The organism is Pseudoalteromonas sp. NFXS53, assembly GCF_056629255.1.
This window is the reverse complement of sequence record NZ_JBWVBR010000011.1, coordinates 17,908-39,431: the sequence shown is the minus strand read 5'-3', so window position 1 is coordinate 39,431 and position 21,524 is coordinate 17,908. Positions and strand designations below refer to the sequence as shown.

Below are 21,524 nucleotides of genomic sequence, written 5' to 3'. Positions count from 1 at the left end.
ACTTTTTTGCTGGTTTATTTGAGAACGATTTACCCTATTTAACTTGAGACTTAGCCCTTAATTAATCAATTTTTATTGTCGATAAAGTAAAAATTTTTAGTGGTTTTTACTTTAACTTTTGATTGTCGAAAAGAAAACTTACGCCTATTATCTGCGCCATCTTGATGATAGCCAATCCGAGTACATCACAGCTGTTTTTGTGGCAAGGCGATGAGTAACTATCCAAGTGTTATTTACTTTTTAACACTACACGTATCACACATTGAGCGTGCCTTTTTTAAGGGGATTTATAATGGCGCAAGCCCACACTGTTTTAGACTTTCACTCTTATTCTAGCGGCTTACTGTCTAGCGATGAAACACGCTTAATTAAAAGCTCTGTAGCACAATATGGCGTGCCATTATTGCTATTAGACTGCGAAGCTGTTCGCCGCCAATACCATGCTCTAAACGACGCATTGCCAAATGTGACCTTACACTTTGCGTTAAAACCATTACCTCATGAAGCAGTAGTGAGAACCTTACTGGCTGAGGGGGCATGCTTTGATTTGGCCACCAGCGGTGAAGTTGAGCTAGTCAAACAAATTGGTGTACCGGCAGAGCGCACCATTCACACCCATCCAATTAAGCGCGATAGCGATATTCGTGACGCGCTTGAGTATGGCTGTACCGTGTTTGTTGTCGATAACCTGAATGAGCTTGAGAAATTTAAGCCTTATAAAGATCAGGTTGAGCTATTAGTGCGCTTAAGCTTTCGAAACAAAGAGGCCTTTGCTGATTTATCAAAAAAATTCGGCTGCTCAGCAGAAGATGCATTAGAGATCATCGAAACGGCTAACCGTTGGCAAATTCGCATTAAAGGCTTGTCGTTCCATGTTGGTTCGCAAACCCTTAACCCACAAAAATATGTGGATGCCATTGAAGCCTGTAAAGTGTTAATGAACAAAGTCGTCGACTGTGGTTTACCAGCACTCAGTATGCTAGACATTGGCGGCGGTTTCCCGGTGAGCTACAACCGTCAGGTGATGCCTATTAAACTATTCTGCGTACCGATTAATGCTGCTTTAGCTGGGTTGCCAGACACAGTGCAGGTCATCGCAGAACCTGGCCGTTTTATTGTTGCTGAAGCCATGGTGAGTGTTGCCTCTATTATGGGCCAAGCAAAACGTGAAGGGCAAATGTGGTACTACCTAGACGATGGTATTTATGGCTCGTTCAGCGGCTTAATGTTTGATGACGCGCAGTACCCGTTAACGGCAATACGCTTGAATGACAATTGGCGTACCAGCGCATTACAAAGTAGCGTGTTAACAGGCCCGACGTGCGACAGTATCGATGTAGTTGCCGATAACATTATGCTACCCGCGTTAAGCAATGGCGATTTAATCGTTGGTAAAATGATGGGCGCTTACACCAGTGCCACAGCAACCGATTTCAACTTTTTTAAACGCGCACATACCGTGGTGTTAAACGATATGGCATTAGATAGTCCAAGATTAATTGTGTAGAGTGTGAACGCAAAGGGCCCTCATTTGAGGGCCCTTTTTTATTAATACCGTTTCACTCAGCATGCTGCAATTTATTTAAGACAACCCGACATAAAGTCGGTGCTACAGTATTCACGCTGATGACCGAAGTATTTCTCGGTAGCAGCGATTTCATATCGCGTTAAGTGTTAGAGAGACATCAAAACAACCCGACGTAAAGTCGGTGCTACCATATTCCTGCTGACGACCGAAATATTTCTCGGTAGCAGCGATTTCATATCGCGTTAAACGTTAAACATTAAATATTAGAGAGATATCAAAACAACCCGACATAAAGTCGGTGCTACCGTATTCCCGCTGACGACCGAAATATTCCTCGGTAGCAGCGATTTCATATCGCGTTAAACGTTAAACATTAGAGAGACATCAAAACAACCCGACATAAAGTCGGTGCTACCGTATTCCCGCTGACGACCGATGTATTTCGCGGTAGCAGCGATTTCATATCGCGTTAAACGTTAAACATTAGAGAGACATCAAAACAACCCGACATAAAGTCGGTGCTACCGTATTCACGCTGACGACCGAAATACTTCTCGGTAGCAGCGATTTCATATCGCGTTAAACGTTAAACATTAGAGAGATATCAAAACAACCCGACATAAAGTCGGTGCTACCGTATTCCCGCTGACGACCGAAATATTCCTCGGTAGCAGCGATTTCATATCGCGTTAAGTGTTAGAGAGATATCAAAACAACCCGACATAAAGTCGGTGCTACCGTATTCACGCTACGACCGAAGCACTTCTCGGTAGCAGCGATTTTATATCGCGTTAAAGTACAGATGAAACAAAAAACCAGAACCAACTAAAAATTCACAGTTAGGCATCAGTCATTTTAAATTTAAACCGTATATTCAAGGCCAAGCCCGGCGACATACGTTCAACGCTCACTTCACCTTGCTGGGCATTGATCAGTTCTTTAACCAAAGCCAAACCAATTCCCGTGCCTTGGGTAGCCCGTGTTAATTCATTGCCGCCTCGATAGAACAACTCAAATAGCTTTTCTTGCTGCTCTTCACTAATGCCAAAACCATAATCACGTATTTGCAACTGAATAAACTCTGCTTGCTGCTTAGAATAATGAAAATTGAAATCGATTTTCTGTCTCTCAACATCATTGATCTTGGCTTGATCAAAAAACTTCACTGCATTGTCGGTAATATTAATCACCACTTGCGCAAAGGCATCCATATCAACCCACAGTAAAGCACTATCTGGTTGTTCAAAAGGCTGATTGATAGTAAGTTTGAAATCATTTTTCACTAATAAAGATGAGACTTTTGATTGGATCACATCATTTAAAATGCTCAATTTAACCCAGTTTGGCTCAACATTATGGGCTGGCTGACTAAGCTTTGAAAGCTGAAGAATATTATCAATAAGGCGAGACAACCGCTCACTCTCACTAAAAATAAATTCATAGTAATCGCTGCGATGTTGCTCAGATAAAATTTGCCCTGACTTCAGCATTTCTGAATACATACGAATGGATGTCAGTGGGGTTTTTAATTCATGACTCACCGACGAGACAAAGTTCAGACGTTGCTCGGCTAACTTTAACTGACGTTTACCCAAAGCATAAAAACCATAACAGCCGATTGCAATAGTCAGCAATAAGACCCCCATTAACCCCAAGCCATACAAAGCAAGACTACTGGTACCAAACGCTTTAGTCGAAAATGAAATACAATAAGATGGAAACGGCCAGTGTAACTTGCTTTCTTTCAGGTGGACTTGCATCAACTTTGCCGGTAATGACTCTTGTAGCTGTACGTCCATATCCCCATTTTTTAGCATCTTAGAAACAATAAACGCATCCTCAGCATGACCTTTCTTATCACTGATAGTCAATCCGAGAAATGCATTGGGACGCTTATTGGTCATGACTTCCATGATAAGCCCGAGTAAATAACGCTGTTTATCTAGCACGTAGCCCTGCATTTTAACTTCATCACTTACAGTGACTACACGATAAAAAATGAAGTAATCTGGTACGTCTTCTATCACTTCATATTTTTCGGGTTGTACGATAAAGCCATTATTAATCAAAGTTTTTATCTGCCCTGAACGCATCACCACATCATATAAGCCGCGTGCCATTTTGAGACTGTCTTTTTGTGCTTCTTTTTCCGAGAAAACATTATCCGCTTCAATCACATCTGGCCACATAGGGCTATTAAAACGCCCTTGCGCATCTATCTGAAAGAAACCTACCAGACCTTCATAACGCTGAAAGCTTTGAGGATCAGCAAGCGGAGAAATGTGCCGCGTCACTTTTTTAGTTTCAGTGTTATAGGCGTATTGGTAATAATCAAACTCTGTCGAAGAAACTGAGTTAGTGATAATCGCCTGTTTAAATAGCCGTTTATTAATGATATCTGTCAGCTTAGTGGCATGCTTTTGATATTTAACAATTTGCTCTTGCTCGAATTGCTGAAACACAAACACACAAACCAATGACACCGGAATAAACAGCAGCAAAAAAAAGCTCAACGTAAAGATTCTCAGCCTTTTTAAACGCTGTTGATAATTAAGTAGTGGAGAAGGTTTTAAGAATGCTTTCATCAAGAAGCCTGCCCGAATAATTGATACCCTTCGCCACGCAGGGTCACTAGGTATTTAGGCGCCTTAGGATCTGGCTCTATTTTCTTACGTAACTTGGCTATATGAATATCAACCGTTCGAGTATCAATGTGATCGGTGGACTTATACCCCCACACTTCTCTTAACAGTTCACAGCGAGAAACTGGCGCTTTTTGTTGGCTTAGATAATTTAAGATTTCTACTTCACGGCGGGTGTAGCGCACCGTTTGGTTGAACGATTGGCCTGTTAAACTCTGAGTGCAGATCTCCACTTGATCGCAAATGGTCAGTTTACTGTCTTCGGGGCTCCACCCTGAACGACGCACTAAGGCTTTAACTCTTAATACCAGCTCAGATGTCGAAAATGGTTTAGCCAAATAATCATCAGCGCCCAAAGTCATGCCATTGATAATATCTTCTTCACTATTTTTAGCAGTCAGCATCAAAATCGCTTGGCTTTGCGAGTGTTGGCGTAGCGCATTACAGATCTCAAAACCATTCATACTCGGCAGCATCACATCTAAAATCACACAGTGATAATGGCCTTGCAACGCGGTTTCTAACCCTTGCTTACCATCCATTTCACTGTCGACCTCAAAACCGTGGAAAATAAATAAGTCTGTCAAGCCACGTAAAATACTGGCTTCGTCTTCCACGATTAACAATTTCGGTTTGATGCTCATAGTTTGATACTCCTTTTTACACACGCGTTACCCTACCCCAGCCCTTACATTTTCTTAAGTAAACTTTTGTAAAAAAATCCTACTCAGAGTTTTACTTTTTGTGCCTATTTTACCTTTGTTCGCTTTCCTAATATGAGTTCAAACGCCATTGAGGGAAATATCATGAAACGCCTTTTCACATCTCGTCTTTTAAAATTAAGTGTGGTTGCAACTGCACTGACTTTGTTTTTTAACAGCCAAGCAAGCTGTGCCAATGATGATGTAAGCAGCAACACAGCTGCTAATATTGATACCTATGACGAGAGCTTCTTCACGCCATTTTCACCGCAAAACTTGCGTGATATCTTAGAAAAAATTCCAGGGGCCAATAACCTACTATTGGCCATGAATAACAACAATGAAACCCGAGGCTTTGGCTCGTCAGGCGAGCAAATATTAATTAATCGACAACGCGTATCGGGTAAAGGCAATAGCATAAAAAGTGAGATTGATAACATTCAAGCCAAAGATGTTGATTACATTGAGCTGATCAGAGGATCGGTATCTGGTCTTGATGTACAAAGTAACGGTTTAATCATCAATGTCATGCTCAAAGACGACATCAGCACCGCTGTACTATGGAATATCGGGGTCACGAAAACAGACTCTATGCAAGGTAAACCACTAGGCTCTTTAGTATTAAGTGGGGGTGAAGGCGATTTAACGTATCGATTTGGTTTTGAGAGGCAACTTTACCCAACGAAAGTCAAAATCAATGAGCTGTTTAGCTCTTCTGACAATGACCCCACCAAACACTACAAGCGTGTGCGTAAAAATTGGTTTCGCGAAGATATATTCAGCAACAAGCTTAGCTACAAACACTCAAACAATACCTCAATGACGCTGAACAGCATGTATAAAAAAATCTATTTAGATAGTGACTTTGACTCGACCTACATACAACTTGCCGATAACACCACAACGGCGGATAACCTGACATTTGATTGGGGAATGAGAGAATGGGAAATTGGCGGAGACATCAGTCATAAAATTAACGACAAAAACAGCTTAAAGCTGCTATTTATCGAAAACCGCAGTAAAGCCAACGATCAACTTTGGCAAACCATTATCAATGACGATGGCAGCACCACTGCGGGATACCAACTCCCTCGACTTTACAGAGAGTCAGAAAGCGTAGTGAGAGGCAGTTGGAAATACACACTAAACAAACAACATAGCTTCGACTCAGGCGTTGAGCTTGCCATTAATAAACTCGATGAAAACCTGCAATTTATCGACAGCCAAGATGATGTTTATCATTCTGCTGAACTTAATGACATCAAAGAAACCCGCTATGAAGGCTTTAGTCACTATAACTATTCAATATCTCAAGCAACGAACCTGCAGGCATCAATGGTTTACGAGTATTCAAAACTGGATGTCACCACAGATTTTAGTCTGCAAACTGATACTTTTGAGCAAGCGACCAGTGGTTCAACACGTTCATTTAATTACTTAAAACCACGTATTAACTTACGCCATGATTTAAGTGACAATATTCAGTTACGTACCAATTTAGAGCGTACCGTGAGTCAATTAAGATTAAATGACTTTGTACCTCGCTTTAACCGAGAAGAACAGCGATTAGAAGAAACCAACCCAAACTTACGCCCAGAAGTCAGAGACGAGTTGTCTGTTAGTTTTGAGCGACAGTGGCAAGCAACCTCAGGTAGTCTGACTCTGACGCCGTATTACCATAAGATCACCGATCTCATTGTTGAGATCCCATTAGTGAGCTACTCAGGTGAAGGTAATATCGACAGTGCTAAAGAGTATGGTGTTGAGCTTGAAACTGATTTTGGTTTAGACGTCATTGGCCTACCAAATACTATGATCAGTGCCAGTTATACTTGGCGTGATACTAATATGCGTGACCCATTTACAGGTCAAGACAACAAAATAGCGAGACTGAGCGATAATGAATGGCAAGTTAAAATCAATCAAACAGGCCCTATCGAAAACCTTGATTGGAGCATGAAACTACAAGATAGAGGAACTTCGCCGTTTACTCGTTTCGACTATACAAGCACGTTAGAATACAAGTTGTGGGCGAGCATGGAGCTAAACTATAAATTGCCATCAAACCTAAAATTAACGCTTAAAGGCGACCGCTTGCTAAGCCGTAAAACCAGAAACATCAGAACTCGACACAACGGCTTATTTACTGAAAATGGCATTTCACAGTACGAAGATCGTCGTTTTGAACGCTCACCGCGTTTTACATTGATGCTAAGCGGTCAGTTCTAACTGACTCCTTTATCTCTCAAAAGGCACGTTTGTAGCTTCGTGCCTTTTGAAATCCGATAGGTATCTTTAAAAAAAGAAGAGCGTAAAGTTATTCTAAAATCCACTTTGAGTGCTGTTTATCTGCACTGCCTGTCGAAGTTAATTGTGGACGCTGCTTATCTTGGTTATACCAAAAATACTGTTGCCAATAGGTATTTTTAATATTCCAAACGCCTCCTTGATAAACAAACTCATACTCCGCTTGTTTTGGCGAGTTCCATAATTTGCCATACCCTGATGAAGACCCACTATAGCTAAAGAACAATGCAGGTGCTTGGCGACTTCGTAAATAGTAACGCCCCTCACTTGCTGGTACTTTTAACCACTCCACAGGGTTATTCAGTGCTGTGGTTAAACGCTCATTATTATTTAAAGCAGACACCGACAGCACCTTACCATCTACAGCAGACTTGATCACAACCGCTTTGCCACTGTCAGCTTGCTGCTTAGTAGGTTGCCAATCATTTGATGGTGTTTGCCAAGTAAGTGACTTCCAGCGCCAGTTATATGGCATTCCCATATAGTTATCGTACAGATCTGCGTATCCGGGTTCTGCTTCAATGTTATATAAGCACTGACGACGCTCAGCATCTAATTGCGCAACGCGCTCAGCTTGATTGGTTGTGCCTACATTTAATTCTCCCATACAGGCTTCAAGTGTTTTGCCTGTTCCGGTTTCACCCGGGGCGAGTATATAGGTATGATCTCTATGTTGCTGGTTGTCATACCACGCAAGCATCGCTTGTTCATCAAACGACAACCAATTGTCTACCAAGGTTTGTGCTTCTTGCCTTGCGTAAGCTTCACGTGCACTTTTGTCTACGGCCATTGTACGAATGAACGCCGCCCATAGGTCTTTACTTGCTTCTAAGGCCACCAGTGCAACAGGCTTCATATTACTTGCAGAATATGAATTCCACCCTGAATCAAGGCGAGTATTTTCTTGCCAGATCACATCGCCACTGCTGAAGTCGAGGACATCTTTGGTGTCATGTGTGTGCTGCTCTGCACCTTCTGAACATAAATAAGCTTTTACTTGCCATACTTTTTCGTAGTTATCCGCTGGTAAACGCACTGTATGCTCAGGGCTAAATGAGTCTTGGAATAAGTGCACCGCTCGACCAAACAAGAAATAGTTATGATCTACTTCGGCTTTAGCTGAATAGCCTCCACCATCCCACACTTGAATACGCTTTTGCTCTGCCATTGCGGCATTAACAAAGTGTTCAATAAAGCGCTTTTGACCTCGGTAAGCGGCATCCACACCACCTTGACCACCTATGTCATCATAACGACGCATAAAGTGATCTTGTTGCAGATCGGCAGGTTCTTGCGAAATCGCACTAAAGCAGTTTGGTCCAGTCGGATCCGTACTCGCATTCGTCACATTAAACCCAGCAATGTCCACCCAGCGCTCGCCCACAATGGCTGCATAGATATCATCATACTTAGGTTGGTAACTCGCATTGTTATTACTTTTAGCTTGTATGCGCTGTACTTCATTATACGCCGCAGTTAAGTCAGTGCGCTTCGCCAGGCCATGTTGCCAGTGATATCGAGGATCATTAGGATCGGTTTGAGTGATGTGCTCTTGGTCTAATAACTCTAGTGCCGAGGTACGTGTGAGCCATTCGTGACCCATTGGCATGATGCCACCGCCACCTAATTGCGTAAATGCACTTGCTGACGTCGCACCTAGCAGCGCAAGACCAATACTCAGTTTTTTGATATTCATAATTTTCCTTATAGAACGGGCTTAATAAGCTTTTTACAGCTCATTTCCTTAAGCCAATAAAAATCATCCGCATAGTAGAGTTAAAACTTTAAAGTTACAACTATGTTAATAAAAGTTTAAAAGGAATGAGTGAAATTTTTGATAACAGCCCTAAGCGGTTGGGAGACTCAGGGCTGGAGAGAGTAAATAAATTACTGGCAATTCGCGTTCGGGAAGTTACTGACGTGAGTCGCGATATGATCGGCGTAACTGTTATTTAAAATCGGCGTTGTGCCGTAATGACCCGCATCTTTACCTATGGTAAAGCTTTGAGATGCACTCAACCCAGATTTGATAAATGCTTCGGCATCCGTTTTTGCATTGCCGTAAGCACGCACAATTTTAATGCCATTCGCTTCAAGCTGATTAATCTGCTCTGTTTTGTACTCAGCAGTACGGAACAAGCTGGTTTCATTACTCAGCGATGTGCGCAGATAACCTTGAGGCAAGCCCATCCAAGATAACCATTTACGCGTACCTTTGGCATACCAATAAACACGCGCGGTCAGATAAATAGGCTGATAACCTAAATCCAAATAGCTGCGCGCTAAGGTATAAGCCTCATCCTTTGCATCAGTATAATCTATGCCCGTGTAATCACCAATTTGCTCGGCATCAGACTCTGTCAATGTGCCATCAATGTCGAATAATACCGCTTCGGTATTTAGCTCTACGACCGTTAAGAAACCTTCTGTGCCCGAGCCATCAGCTGGAACACCCGCATAAATACGGTATTGACCTGCAGACATACCTGGTAAAGATAAAGTCGCTTTGCCATCGCTGTTTGTGGTCGCTGTCGATAGATATTGCCACTGCGAGTCGTTCTGACCACGAATATAAAACTTCACTGTTTCAAACTCTAAGTCTTTATGCGCCACGCTGCCGTAATCAAACTTAGCAGTTACTGTAACAGGCTTACCTACCGCGACAATTTCATCGTGGATCATATGAAAGCTTGGCAGCCAAGTAATAAAACGATTTGACCAGTTTGTATATTTACCCGTTTCAAAGCTGGGCGCTTCAAAACGCTGCTCCATCAATTGTGGTTGCGGGCACTGTGGTAGTGCAAAAGCCGAGGCAGCGCTCAGCAGTAGCGGGGCAAAAAGCCATTTATTATTGTTCATATTCTTTCCTTAAGTAAAAACATCAATTACTTAGAATAGAATAAAAACTCAACGTTACAAAAATGTTAAATGTAAAATAAAAACTTAATTCATATAAAAAAGGCCGCGTACTTTCTTAAGTGCGCGACCTTTATGTATGCGTATGAAAATGAATTAGACGTTGCGCGATTTAGCCACGATTTCGACTTCTTCAGGTACTAAGAACACCCCTGAAATCGCTTTAAGATTGGCTTGCTTCCCTTCAGGCAGACTAAATTCAAACTTATGCGCTAACTGAGCAAACAAGGTATGAATGATGTATTTACCAAAATGTTCACCCAAGCAGCGGCGCTGTCCTAAACCAAATGGGAAAGCTTTACCCAATTGCTTTTTGCTCAACTCCCCATCTTCATCTAAAAAGCGCTCAGGCATAAATTCATGCGGGTTTTCCCACAGCGTTTCATCTCGGGTAATACTGTAATTATTAATCACCAATGGCGTGCCTTCGGCAAGAAAATATCCATCTAATAGCGTGTCTTTGCTGGTTGCATAATTGGCTGCAGGCATTGATGTAATTGAACAATGACGCAATACCTCACTAATAAATGCCTGTGTGTAAGGCAGATCCGCTTTGTGCTTATTCAATGGCACCGCGTTTTTACCCACCACTTCATCGAGTTCTTTTTGTACTCGCTGCTGCTGTTTTGGAAAAGCAGCCAGGTATAACAAGGCCCAGCGCATCGCAAATGCACCAACACCGCCACCAGCTCCCGCGACTTGAGTCAGTGAACCGATGACAATTTCTTTTTCATCAATGTTTAAGGCTGCTTTCGTTTGCTCATCAACACTGTCATTTGCAGCAAACAAATAATCACATAAATCACGATACTCGCCCGGTTTATAATCGGCTTTACGACGGTCAACATTGAATGACACATATTGATCAAGGGCGTTGAGGTTGCCGCTAAACTTTTCAATCGCATCACCATACTGAGCATAATATTTCTCTTGCAGCTCAGTAGGCATCAACTCGTAACGCGTGCTGTTAATAAAACCATTTGGTAACCAACTTAAGCTTTTCTCGTCAAACAGGCCTTTTTCAAATTCACCAAAACGATCATCAAACATGACCTTATGTAAAAAGCTAGCAAGCTTAATTGACACTTCGCGATTCGGGTCAAATGGCTTGCCCTCGTCTGCTTGCCATAGTGCTGCGATATCCTCAATTTCAGTGGTCATCCATTGCTCAATATTATCCCAGCGCGTAGCAAAATATTCGCGCATGGCATGGGCAAATACTTTACGGTGCACCTGCCAAGGCTCGCCAGCTTCTAATTCTAAAAAGTGCTTTTGTGGTGCCATTTGCAGAATTTTATAATCGGCTCGTACATTGAACACGTCATTTTGTGTAACCAATGCTTCTTTGATGTATTGATAGCCGTTTAATACCACCAAATTGCCCTTGGCTGTTTCAACCGAGTAGATATCTCCGTACTTCTTAGATAGAGACTCGATAATTAGATGGTAATCCTCACCCCAAAAAAACAGCTGCCCGTCTTCGCTGTTAAATGGGATGTGAGGAATACTCGGAGTCAGTTTATTAATGTCTAAATTGATTTGTGGTTGCGCCACGACGCTGTCTGTATTTTTCATTGCTCAAATTCCGCTGACTAAAGTTGGCGTTGCAGTGGTCGCTGCACTCGCTGTGAATTGCTCTGATTGCAGATACCAAACGAAAGGAAACTTTTCGGTGATCCGAAAGATCTTTTTGCCCTGAGAAAACACCAAATAGGTGCGATACAACACCAGATCATGGCTTGAAATCGCAAAGTGAGGTGCTAGTTCATTGGCATATTCAAATCCCCATGACAGTAAGGTTTTATAAGTTTCTACCTGAAACTTTTCCCAAGCTTTGCCGATGGGGATCTGAGAATGAGTCAGGGCGCGAGAAAAATTCACGTTCATGTTGCCGTGATAAACCAAGGAGTCGGCGTATAGGTAAGGCAAGCCTGAGGTCTCGCCTTGCAATAAAATAACCCGCCTTTGGCAATGTGTTTCAGCTTGTTGTTCACTCGAGGTTGTGGCGATCGTGTCGCTATCAACATCGGCTTCAAACAGTTTATTCACCACCAACTTTTCATCGACAATACTTTCGATTAATTGGGTTACTGTGCCATCGGTGCCTAAGATGATTTTTTGCAAATGGCTTAAACGACTTAAGTTAAAGCGGTGTGGTTGCAACGCATCATCTAAATTACACAAGCACTCATCGGTTAGTCGGATCATAACGTTTTCCCGTCCCTGAGCAGCTATTTACTAAGCTCACGTAAGCCATCGAGACGTAAACGTGAGAGTAGTTTTTGGGTGATCAAAGCCAATTCAAAATGAATGATGCGTGGCCAAGAACTGATATTTGGAAAGCCTAATAAAAACGAGCGCGCTGTATGCGTCATTTTATTTGGGCCATCTAAACGGTATTGCACTGCAAACTGTGGGTTATGCAATAGCTTTACGCGCAACAGTGGATCTTTAAACAAGCTAGGGATCTCAGGCATGCAGCCGACCAGCTTTGCCATAGAATCCATGTAATGGCAGTAGTTAACCAAAGACGCCACATGTGGGGTGATCTTATACTCCGTCTGCCAGTGCTCAGTGTCGTATTTAATGATATCTACCATTTCTGATAGCGGCGGTAATGATTTCTCGCCACTGGCCAGCTGTGATAAGTAACGACATTGCATTTCAGCAATAACCGGAATGCCTCCTTGTTGCGGACGAACAAAACCGATAAACGACAGTGAGTCACCCATTTCAGGAATAAACATTTGTTTATACAAGTCACGCATATTGCTGATGCTGACATCTAAAAATGGGAAGCTCAGTTGATAGCCTGTGCAAAATACTACGGCATCAATTTCTTCACGCGTGCCATCTTGAAACACCACGGCGTTTTTCTCAAAACGTACAATACCACCAATATTAGGCACTACTTTGCCATCGGCGATTGGCCTGAATAGTCGCTCATTTTTAGTGACGGCCTGATGGTGAGAAGGGCCAGATTTTTTCAGCCACTCACCTCTGATCCGCACATGATCGTTACGGCTATTCACATACTTATTGAAAATACCTTTCGTGATCCCACCATGATAACGATGTGGTAATTTGTTCACGATGCGTGATGTTAACCAGCTGGTATCTATGGTGAAATAAGGATCTTCTTGGAACGCCATATAGCGCGGTGCCACAGCTGGGTAACGGCGCAACGATAAGATACATTTACTCGCAACCTCTGAAATCTCAGAAGTAATGTCGGCACTACTTTCACCCAAACCGACACATAACACACGTTTACCCGCATATTTGTGCTTATCGCGGTAATCATTCGAGTGCTCAATTTCACCCTCGAACATATCTAAACCTGCAAGCTCAGGCAGTTTTGGCTTTTGGAAATGACCCGAGCAAACGGCAACCATGTCAAAGGTATCAGTCTGTTCAGCCATACCATGCTTCGTGGTGACCTGCCATTTACCCGCTTGCTTTTCTACCTTTCGTACTTCGTGATCGTAATGAATGTATTGACCTAATTCGAAGCGGGCAAGATATTCGCCTAAGTAGTTAACGTATTCTTTTTTAGACCAGAACTTCAGCTTTTGCTGACTCGGTACATAATCTGAATACGCCATAAAGTAATTAGAAATGGTTAGGTGCAAATCTTCATAGATTTTTTTATCGGCAAATACACCACCAAAGCTTTCAGCTTTTTCAAAACAGACAACCTCATGGCCTCCGTCCGTAAGCTGTTTGATGGCGGCAATGCCTGATAAACCAGCACCGATGACTGCGATTTTTTTTCTCATTTTTCATTCCTTGTTTAACTAGGAGGTGTTTGCCGGAGCAAACGTGTTACGCCTCGCTCATCGTGATCTGGGTGTTATTTTCAGATCACGATTAAGCAGACAACCCAGATAAGCATTGACGCGATAATTTTCCGTTGCGATTACGAGGCAGTGCATCGTGCACTATCACCTGCTCTGGCAACATGTATTTAGGTAAACGTTTGGCACAGTGAATTTTTAGGGTTAATAAAGACGGCGCATCGCCCTCTACGGCAATATGCGCATGGAGTGTTTTTTGGCTGCTGAGCTCAACTAAGCACTCTTTCACTGCTGGATGCTGGTAAATAGCGCGTTCAACTTCACCAAGATGAACTCGATAACCATTCACTTTCACCATATGATCTTGGCGACCGACGTACATCAACTCTCCCAGCTCATTGAAATAGCCGATATCACCTGTGTTATAAGCTTCTGATTGCAGATCTGCGCGCCCCCAATAACCGCTGAAAACAGTCGGGCCAATTACAGTAACAAACCCTTGCTCGCCCACAGGCAGTGCTTTACCTTGTTCATCACAAATTGATAGCAAAGCATTACTGGCTGGGTAACCTATAGGCAGCTTGTCTGGTACTACCCGAGGAACTTTGTAGTAACTACAAACATTGGTTTCGGTCGGGCCATAAAAGTTGTAAAGCTCGGCTTCGGGGAACGCTTCACGAAGTTGTTTAAGCGGTTTAATCGCAAAAGCTTCACCGGCAAAAATAATGGCTCTAAGTTGCTGGCAACGCTCTGCAAAGTCCGCCTCAGCTTCTAGCATCATCACCAATGCGGTCGGCACTGAATACCAAATACTGATCTGCTTTTGGGCCACAAATGACACTAATTTTTGTGCCACATAGCTGTCGATTTCAGATACCAAATGAACACTTGCGCCTGATAATAAAGCCACATAAATATCCAGCACTGATAAATCAAAATGCCAAGGGGCATGATTGGCAAAACGATCTTGCACTGTTGCATTGAGTTTAGTCGCCGACCATTCAATAAAGGCAAGGGCATTTTCATGACTGATTTTGACGCCTTTTGGCACGCCAGTTGAGCCAGATGTGTACAGCATATACGCCAAATCTGTACCTTTACCCTGTTTTGGTAAGTTGAGCTGGCTTGGTTGCTGAGCAGAAATATGCTGCCACGTGTGTACATGTAATACAGAGCTAATTAGCGCATCTTCGTCTAATACCACAAAGTCGCATAAAGCATTATCACCGCGCTGATATTGACTAAACTTAGCTTTATTGGTGATCAATACCTTCATGTCGCAGTCTTGACGAATAATATCCACACGCACTTTCGGATTCATTGGATCGATTGGTACATAAACGGCATTGAGTTTACTCACCGCCAACATACCAGCCAAAGCTCGACATGACTTATCACACCAAAGCCCCACTCTATCACCCGCTTTAACGCCAATTTTTTGCAGCAGCACAGCAATTTGAGTCGCCCTGAGTTGTAATTCACCATAACTATACGACTCTGTGCTATCGCTCACTGCCAGAGCTTGTTCACCTGCACACACTAAGCCTTGGGTTAATACTTGATTGAGCAATTTCATAGTAGGCCCAACCTGTTGCAGATGAGTTCTCGTTGAATATCAGATGTGCCTGAGAACAACACCGACCCTAGGGCATCACGAATACTGCTATCTATACCGCTTTCTTGTAAGTAACCGGCCGCGCCATGAATACGAATGGCGTCAATACCCGATTGAACAAAGGCTTCGCTGATGACTAACTTACTTGATGCCACTGCTTTGGTGTTATCAACATCTTGCGACTTTTGCCAAGCCGCGAAATACAACAATAGGCGCGCACTTTGTAAACGTACTTCCATATCAGCAATTCGATGTGACACCGCCTGAAATTTACTGATGGTTTTATCACCCTGCTTGCGAGTATTGGCAAACTCAATACAGCGCTCTAAATCGTTCTGCATCACACCAACGAACAAGGCAAATAGACAACAGCGTTCCCAATCCATGGAAGCAGCAAAAATACGCGCCCCCTGCCCTTCGCTGCCCAGTACATAGTCCTTATGCACTTTTACCTCATCAAAAAACACTTGGTTTAGCTGCGCCGAATCAAGCCCTAACTTTTTGTAGTTTTTTCCTACTTCAATGCCAGGTAAATCAGCAGGCACAACAAAGGCTGTTTGTCCTAAGTAGCCAAACTTTGGGTTAGTTGTCGCATAGAGAACAAAGTAGTCGGCCACACTGCCATTAGTCACATAAGACTTGGCACCATTGATGATGTAGTAATCACCCTCTCTGGTTGCCTTGGTCGTTAATTTGCCAATATCTGACCCTGCTTCAGCTTCAGAAATGGCATTCGCCGCAATTTTCTCACCACTGGTCAGTGCTGGTAATAATTCATGTTTAAGTGTTTCACTGCCATGTTCATAAATCGGCATAACGCAAGCAAAGGTGTGTGCAGCACCGGCAAATAAAATGCCGGTATCTGCACAACCTTGACCAAGACCCTCTAAAATTTTAACTGTGGTTAAAATGTCAAAACCACTGCCACAAGGTGAGTAGCGGCTATCTACGGGTAAACCGTAGTAGCCAAACTCACCCAGTGATTGCCAAGCTTCCATTGGAAACTCGCCTGCAGAGATCTTCGAAAAGTCGAGATCTCGTGCAAAGCTCAAGGCGTGCTCATGTAATGCGAGCTGATCCTCATTCCACGCAAAGTTCATGATCTATCCTCAACCAGCCATTTGTTTGCGGTCGTATTCTTCAATGGCATTTCTAAAGATGGTCGGTGCTTTCCATCCTTCACAATCAAAGCAACAGCCACCTAATAAGCGAATAACTTCATCGCGTAAATCAGGGTTTTGCATTTGATAGCCAAAGAAAATTGGGTAGATCCAGAAATAACGAATAAGATCTGCAGCAATTTGCTGACCGCCATTACTCCAATCGCGGTATTCGTAGAAAGGCGTTTTCCAATCGTTACCATCGATAGCACGTTTAATGGCATCGGCAGCTTTAATGCCCTCTTTCATGGCGAATGACACACCATAAGAGAAAATTGGATCTAAGAATCGATGCGCGTCACCGATACACAACCAACCATCACCTACAAACGGTTCAATACGGTAAGAAAAGTCTGCCATTGATTGCGACTCACCTACGCGCTCTGCATTTTTGAAACGGCGTCTGATCTCAGGGCTGATATGCTCCATACCCCATTCGATGGCATCATCTGGGTTTTTACATTCTTTGTAGTACAAGTCTTTCGGGATCACTATCCCTAGACTATCTGTGTCTGGCGAGATTGGAATGATCCACGACCAGTGATACTGCTTTGAATATAAAATGGTGGTATTCGTTGAGAAAGGCGGTAAGTCACGCTCAACATTTTTATAATGTGCAAAAGAAGCGATCTGCTGTGAAAAGAACTCAATTTCACGTTTACCGGCAATGCCCTTGCGCGATAAAAAGGTATTTTGACCACTGGCATCTACCAGCACCTTTGAACGAACTTGATGCTCAATGCCATCGGCTTTATAAATCGCGCCAACCACTTTTTCTTCATGTTTGATCACGTCTTTAACTAAGCCTTGCTGATATTCAACGCCATGCTCTAGGGCTTTACGCTTTAACATATTATCGAAGTCGCTACGGCGTACCTGCCAAGTCGGCGCTAAGATAGGGATAAAGAACTCATTTTTTGATAGTGAACCAATCACGTTCACACCGGGTTTGTCTGGGAAGCCTGCTGCATTCATTTCATCCGCCAAACCGAGATCGCGTATGATCTGCCCCGCGTTACCAGTTAGTGATTCGCCAATGTGAAAGCGCGGAAACTCATCTTTTTCAATACATAAAACCGATAAGCCTTTTTTGCGACACTCTATACCGCATAAGCTGCCTGCTGGGCCACTGCCAATAATAACGACGTCGTAACTTTTAAACTGATCCATTACATTGCTTCCCTATTTAAGAAATCTTCCACTACCCAAACAAACTCTTCTGGGCGTTCAGAAGCCGAGAAGTGACCACAGCGAGAAAGGCGAGTAACACTGGCGTTATCAAGTAGCTCAGCGGCTTTTTCACTCCATTCTGGTGGAATAATTTGGTCGTGATTACCTGCAACAAATAAAGTGGGTACCATCACCCCATCAAAGGTTTTCGCAATAGATTGACGCGCATAATCATCTAAGAAGCTGTGATAGGCAGGGCGAGACAGGACATCATCAAGTAATGACTCTAAGGCTGGCGTCATCTTTGGTGGGTGGTAATAAGCAGCTGCTAAAAATTGCTCTGGGTTTGACGACATTTTCTTTAAGTCGCCCCACCAGTTTTCGACGTCTTCAACCAAACCAAAGCCACTACAAACTAAGGCTTTTACTTTCTCAGGGAAGCGACGTGCAATCTCAGTTGCGATCATGCTTCCTGCAGAGTTCGCCACCAGCACCCACTCTTGCTCTTCAAGCGTTGCAAGGTATTGCAATGTAAACTCAACATGATCAACATAAGAGGGCGCTTCATTGGCACTTTGGCTCAACCCAAAACCCGCTAAATCAAGCGCCACGGCATTGTGACGACCTTGTACTGAACGCAGCGTTGAAGACCAAGATGTTGAAGGATTGCCAAGTGCAGGCAGTAAAACCCATAAAGGCCCATCGCCTTTCACTCGTAATACGTGCTGCTTAAAGCCTTCACCCGCATCCACCAGCTCACTCTGAATGCCATAGCTTTCTTGTAATTTCACAAGCCGCTCTAGCTCAGATACCGATTGCTCAGCCTGTACCTCATCTTTTGTACTTAAGGTGTTAATAAGCGCTGCAAGTGTTTCTATATTCTCAAAATGCACAGGGGTAATATCGTGCTCAGGGATCTTCGCACCGTAGCGCTGATCTACATGCGCCAGTAATCTCACCATCGATAGTGAATTTAAAATACCTAGCTCTAAAAGCGGTGTGTGCTGATCTAAATCAGGTGCCGCACCTTCAAGTAATTCATTGTTTATAAAGTCGATTAGTTCTTCAATCATGCTAGTTTCCTGTCTAGTCTTTGCAAATCCTTCAACCACGACTTATTTGCTTTGAATAGTAAGCGATGCCGCGAATGTTCGGGTTCAGTTTGAATCTATTAAAAACCTTACAGGGAATGTTGATATAGCCATATAGCCCCTGTGGACTATGGCCTTGGTCCGTTGGGACTATAGGAATGTTCTACGCTTAGCTATACCTTGATGGCTCGCTATCACAGTTAGGAAGACTGCAATGCAGCAAACTAAAAACCACTTAGTCAGCCCGGTTAGTCGCGCTGATATTCCTGAGTTAGAGCCCATTTTTCAGGGCATTGAGAACAATCTAGGGTTTATACCAAACGGCATTTTGACCATGGCTAAAAACCCTATGCTCGCTAAAGCTTTTGGCCAGTTGTTTGGCTGTTTAAGCCAATTTGAACACATCAGCACAGAACTAAAATGGGCGATTGCCACCATTAGTTCTAATGCTGCGGGGTGCCAATATTGTCAGGGGCATTTCTCGCATATCGCCAGTCGCGTGAATGTGAATCGTGCCAAGGTCTTGGCCGCATTTGAATTTGAAACCAGCATTTTATATGACGATGCTGAACGCGCAGCACTTCGCTTTGCATTTGCTGCAAGCACCTCGCCTGCTCACCTAGAAAAACACCATTATGACGACTTAGGTAAACACTTTAGTGAAGCGGCGGTCATTGAGATCTCAGCGGTCATCGCCATTTGTGGCTTTTTAAACCGCTGGAATACCACCATGGACAGTCAACTAGAAGCCGATCCGGCGGCTATCTTGGCTGAAATTAATCAACTTAGTCGTTTTTCTGTGTAGGAGTCGTTATGCCTGATATTACTTTTATTGATTTTAGCGGCAATGAAACCACCATAGATGTACCAGCAGGGACTTCTTTAATGCAAGCCGCGATGGAAAACATGATCGATGGCATTGAAGCTGAGTGTGGAGGTTCAGGCAGTTGCGCAACCTGTCATTGTTACTTAACAGACGACTGGCAAGGCAAAGTAAATGAACCAAATAGCAGTGAAGCAGATATGCTAGAAATGGTCTCTGAGCCGACTGAGTTAAGTCGTCTAAGTTGCCAGGTTTTAGTGTCTGATGAGCACCATGGCTTGCAAGTAAGATTACCAGAATCTCAATACTAGCCCTGGATAGTCTGAGCTTTAGCCACAAAATTAAGGGATAACATCATGGCAAGATGCATCATCATTGGCGGCGGACATGCTGGCGCGCAAGCTTGTACTAGCTTAAGGAAAGAAGGCTGGACTGACGAAATTGTTTTGATCAGTGATGAACACAGCTTGCCCTATCATCGCCCTCCGCTTTCTAAAAATTATTTGCTGGGTCAGGTAGATGAAAAAGGCTTATTAATAAGACCTGAGCAAGCCTACCAAAAAGATAACATCACCCTAAAATTACGCACTCGAGTGACAAGAATAGAGCCCGCTTTACAAAGTGTGGTACTGCAAAATGGTGAGCGCCTAAGCTATGAACACTTGCTACTGTGCACGGGCAGTCGGGCGCGTAAAATCACTTGTTCAGGCAGTGAATTAAATAATGTTTTTTATATAAAAACCCTGAAAGACATTGAACAATTAGCTGCACAATTAAACACAGATAAACAGCGTATTGTGATGGTTGGAGGCGGCTACATTGGTTTAGAAACCGCTGCTGTACTCAATAAAATGGGCCATCAAATAACACTACTAGAGCAAGCGCCGAGATTGCTTGCTCGCGTTACTGCGCCCTTTATTTCTGAGTTTTATCAGCAGCTCCACCAACAACAGGGCGTAGAAATACATACCAACACACAAGTTTTAGCATTCACCGGTGAGCAAACCGTGACTGGGGTGCGTTGTAAAACACTTACCCAATTAGACGCGCCTGAGCAGTATTTTAATGCCGATTTAGTCATTGTTGGTATTGGCGCCGAAATTAACACTGAGCTTGCTGAACAAGCTGGATTACTGGTGGAGCAAAATGGCATTGTGGTCAATGAACTATGCCAAACCACAGATAAAAATATTTATGCTGCAGGCGATTGCACCATAGGTATTGAGCATCACAGTGGTATCGCAACACGTATTGAATCTGTGCCAAATGCGTTAGCACAAGCAAAAACCGCTGCCGCGACGATTTGTGGTAAACATCAAGCGGTGACGTCAGTACCCTGGTTTTGGTCTGATCAATACGACTGCAAAATTCAGATCGCAGGCTTAAATAATGGCTATGACAACACCGTATTACGCCAACATTCATCAAGCAGCTTTTCATTGTGGTATTTAAAGCAAGGCCGCATCATCGCAGCTGACTGTATTAACACGGCAAAAGATTTTATGGCCGCAAAAAAGATCATAGATCAAAAAATCTCTCTGCCTATCGAACTGATAGGCGATACCAATATTGATTTGATAAAACAGCTATCAGGTCGCTCCCAAGCTATTTAATTTCCACAGCTTTTAAAGCTGCATTTTACCAAGCTAATTAAGCCTAGTGTTTGAGCCCGTCAGGGCTCTTTTTTTCAGCCTCAAAATAGACCGCTTAATTAAGAGGACTGGTATAAAAACAAAAAAGCCACAGCGGTTTGCCCCGCTGTGGCCTTTAAATT

The 21,524-nt window shown here is 43.2% G+C and carries 16 protein-coding genes; 5 read left to right on the top strand and 11 right to left on the bottom strand.

What is annotated here, in order from left to right; translation table 11 throughout:
- Positions 1–292: 292 nt before the first annotated feature.
- On the top strand, positions 293–1,507 hold the full coding sequence (locus tag AC1HJP_RS12770) for a type III PLP-dependent enzyme (RefSeq protein WP_480362158.1): 1,215 nt from the start codon (positions 293–295) through the stop codon (positions 1,505–1,507).
- A gap of 860 nt (positions 1,508–2,367) precedes the next feature.
- Here AC1HJP_RS12770 and AC1HJP_RS12765 read toward each other — a convergent pair.
- Together AC1HJP_RS12765 and AC1HJP_RS12760 are read right to left on the bottom strand one after the other, a co-directional pair.
- Positions 2,368–4,113: a sensor histidine kinase gene (locus AC1HJP_RS12765; RefSeq protein ID WP_480362157.1), complete on the bottom strand. Its 1,746-nt coding sequence runs from the start codon at positions 4,111–4,113 to the stop codon at positions 2,368–2,370.
- A complete protein-coding gene (locus tag AC1HJP_RS12760; protein ID WP_480362156.1) occupies positions 4,113–4,814 on the bottom strand; it encodes a response regulator transcription factor in 702 nt (233 codons plus the stop codon). Before AC1HJP_RS12760 ends, AC1HJP_RS12765 begins: the two co-directional genes overlap by 1 nt.
- 162 nt (positions 4,815–4,976) lie before the next feature.
- Between AC1HJP_RS12760 and AC1HJP_RS12755 the strand changes: the two genes are divergently transcribed.
- Entirely contained in the window at positions 4,977–7,100 is a 2,124-nt protein-coding gene (locus AC1HJP_RS12755) for a TonB-dependent receptor plug domain-containing protein (RefSeq protein WP_480362155.1), read from the top strand.
- A gap of 88 nt (positions 7,101–7,188) precedes the next feature.
- Here AC1HJP_RS12755 and AC1HJP_RS12750 read toward each other — a convergent pair whose 3' ends face one another.
- The 9 genes from AC1HJP_RS12750 to AC1HJP_RS12710 all read right to left on the bottom strand — a co-directional run bounded on the left by AC1HJP_RS12750 (position 7,189) and on the right by AC1HJP_RS12710 (position 18,909).
- On the bottom strand, positions 7,189–8,874 hold the full coding sequence (locus AC1HJP_RS12750) for a hemolysin D (RefSeq protein ID WP_480362154.1): 1,686 nt from the start codon (positions 8,872–8,874) through the stop codon (positions 7,189–7,191).
- A 191-nt stretch (positions 8,875–9,065) separates the two neighbouring features.
- Positions 9,066–10,037: an LNS2 domain-containing protein gene (locus AC1HJP_RS12745; RefSeq protein WP_480362153.1), complete on the bottom strand. Its 972-nt coding sequence runs from the start codon at positions 10,035–10,037 to the stop codon at positions 9,066–9,068.
- 153 nt (positions 10,038–10,190) lie between these two features.
- Complete coding sequence (locus tag AC1HJP_RS12740; RefSeq protein WP_480362152.1) at positions 10,191–11,669, bottom strand: cytochrome P450; 1,479 nt, start codon at positions 11,667–11,669, stop codon at positions 10,191–10,193.
- 3 nt (positions 11,670–11,672) lie between these two features.
- Entirely contained in the window at positions 11,673–12,302 is a 630-nt protein-coding gene (locus AC1HJP_RS12735) for a chorismate--pyruvate lyase family protein (protein WP_421963553.1), read from the bottom strand.
- 23 nt (positions 12,303–12,325) lie between these two features.
- Entirely contained in the window at positions 12,326–13,873 is a 1,548-nt protein-coding gene (locus tag AC1HJP_RS12730) for an NAD(P)-binding domain-containing protein (RefSeq protein ID WP_480362151.1), read from the bottom strand.
- 91 nt (positions 13,874–13,964) lie between these two features.
- Complete coding sequence (locus AC1HJP_RS12725; RefSeq protein WP_480362150.1) at positions 13,965–15,467, bottom strand: amino acid adenylation domain-containing protein; 1,503 nt, start codon at positions 15,465–15,467, stop codon at positions 13,965–13,967.
- A complete protein-coding gene (locus AC1HJP_RS12720) occupies positions 15,464–16,606 on the bottom strand; it encodes an acyl-CoA dehydrogenase family protein (RefSeq protein ID WP_480362149.1) in 1,143 nt (380 codons plus the stop codon). Before AC1HJP_RS12720 ends, AC1HJP_RS12725 begins: the two co-directional genes overlap by 4 nt.
- Before the next feature lie 9 nt (positions 16,607–16,615).
- Complete coding sequence (locus tag AC1HJP_RS12715; RefSeq protein WP_480362148.1) at positions 16,616–17,836, bottom strand: NAD(P)/FAD-dependent oxidoreductase; 1,221 nt, start codon at positions 17,834–17,836, stop codon at positions 16,616–16,618.
- Complete coding sequence (locus AC1HJP_RS12710) at positions 17,836–18,909, bottom strand: alpha/beta fold hydrolase (protein WP_480362147.1); 1,074 nt, start codon at positions 18,907–18,909, stop codon at positions 17,836–17,838. The genes AC1HJP_RS12715 and AC1HJP_RS12710 overlap by 1 nt, the downstream gene beginning before the upstream one ends.
- A 232-nt stretch (positions 18,910–19,141) precedes the next feature.
- Here AC1HJP_RS12710 and AC1HJP_RS12705 point away from each other — a divergent pair, with 232 nt between their 5' ends.
- The 3 genes from AC1HJP_RS12705 to AC1HJP_RS12695 are packed head-to-tail and all read left to right on the top strand — an operon-like array spanning position 19,142 to position 21,363.
- On the top strand, positions 19,142–19,732 hold the full coding sequence (locus AC1HJP_RS12705; protein WP_480362146.1) for a carboxymuconolactone decarboxylase family protein: 591 nt from the start codon (positions 19,142–19,144) through the stop codon (positions 19,730–19,732).
- Between the two features lie 8 nt (positions 19,733–19,740).
- A complete protein-coding gene (locus tag AC1HJP_RS12700) occupies positions 19,741–20,061 on the top strand; it encodes a 2Fe-2S iron-sulfur cluster-binding protein (RefSeq protein WP_130254559.1) in 321 nt (106 codons plus the stop codon).
- A 45-nt stretch (positions 20,062–20,106) separates the two neighbouring features.
- A complete protein-coding gene (locus tag AC1HJP_RS12695) occupies positions 20,107–21,363 on the top strand; it encodes an NAD(P)/FAD-dependent oxidoreductase (RefSeq protein ID WP_480362145.1) in 1,257 nt (418 codons plus the stop codon).
- Positions 21,364–21,524: the final 161 nt, after the last annotated feature.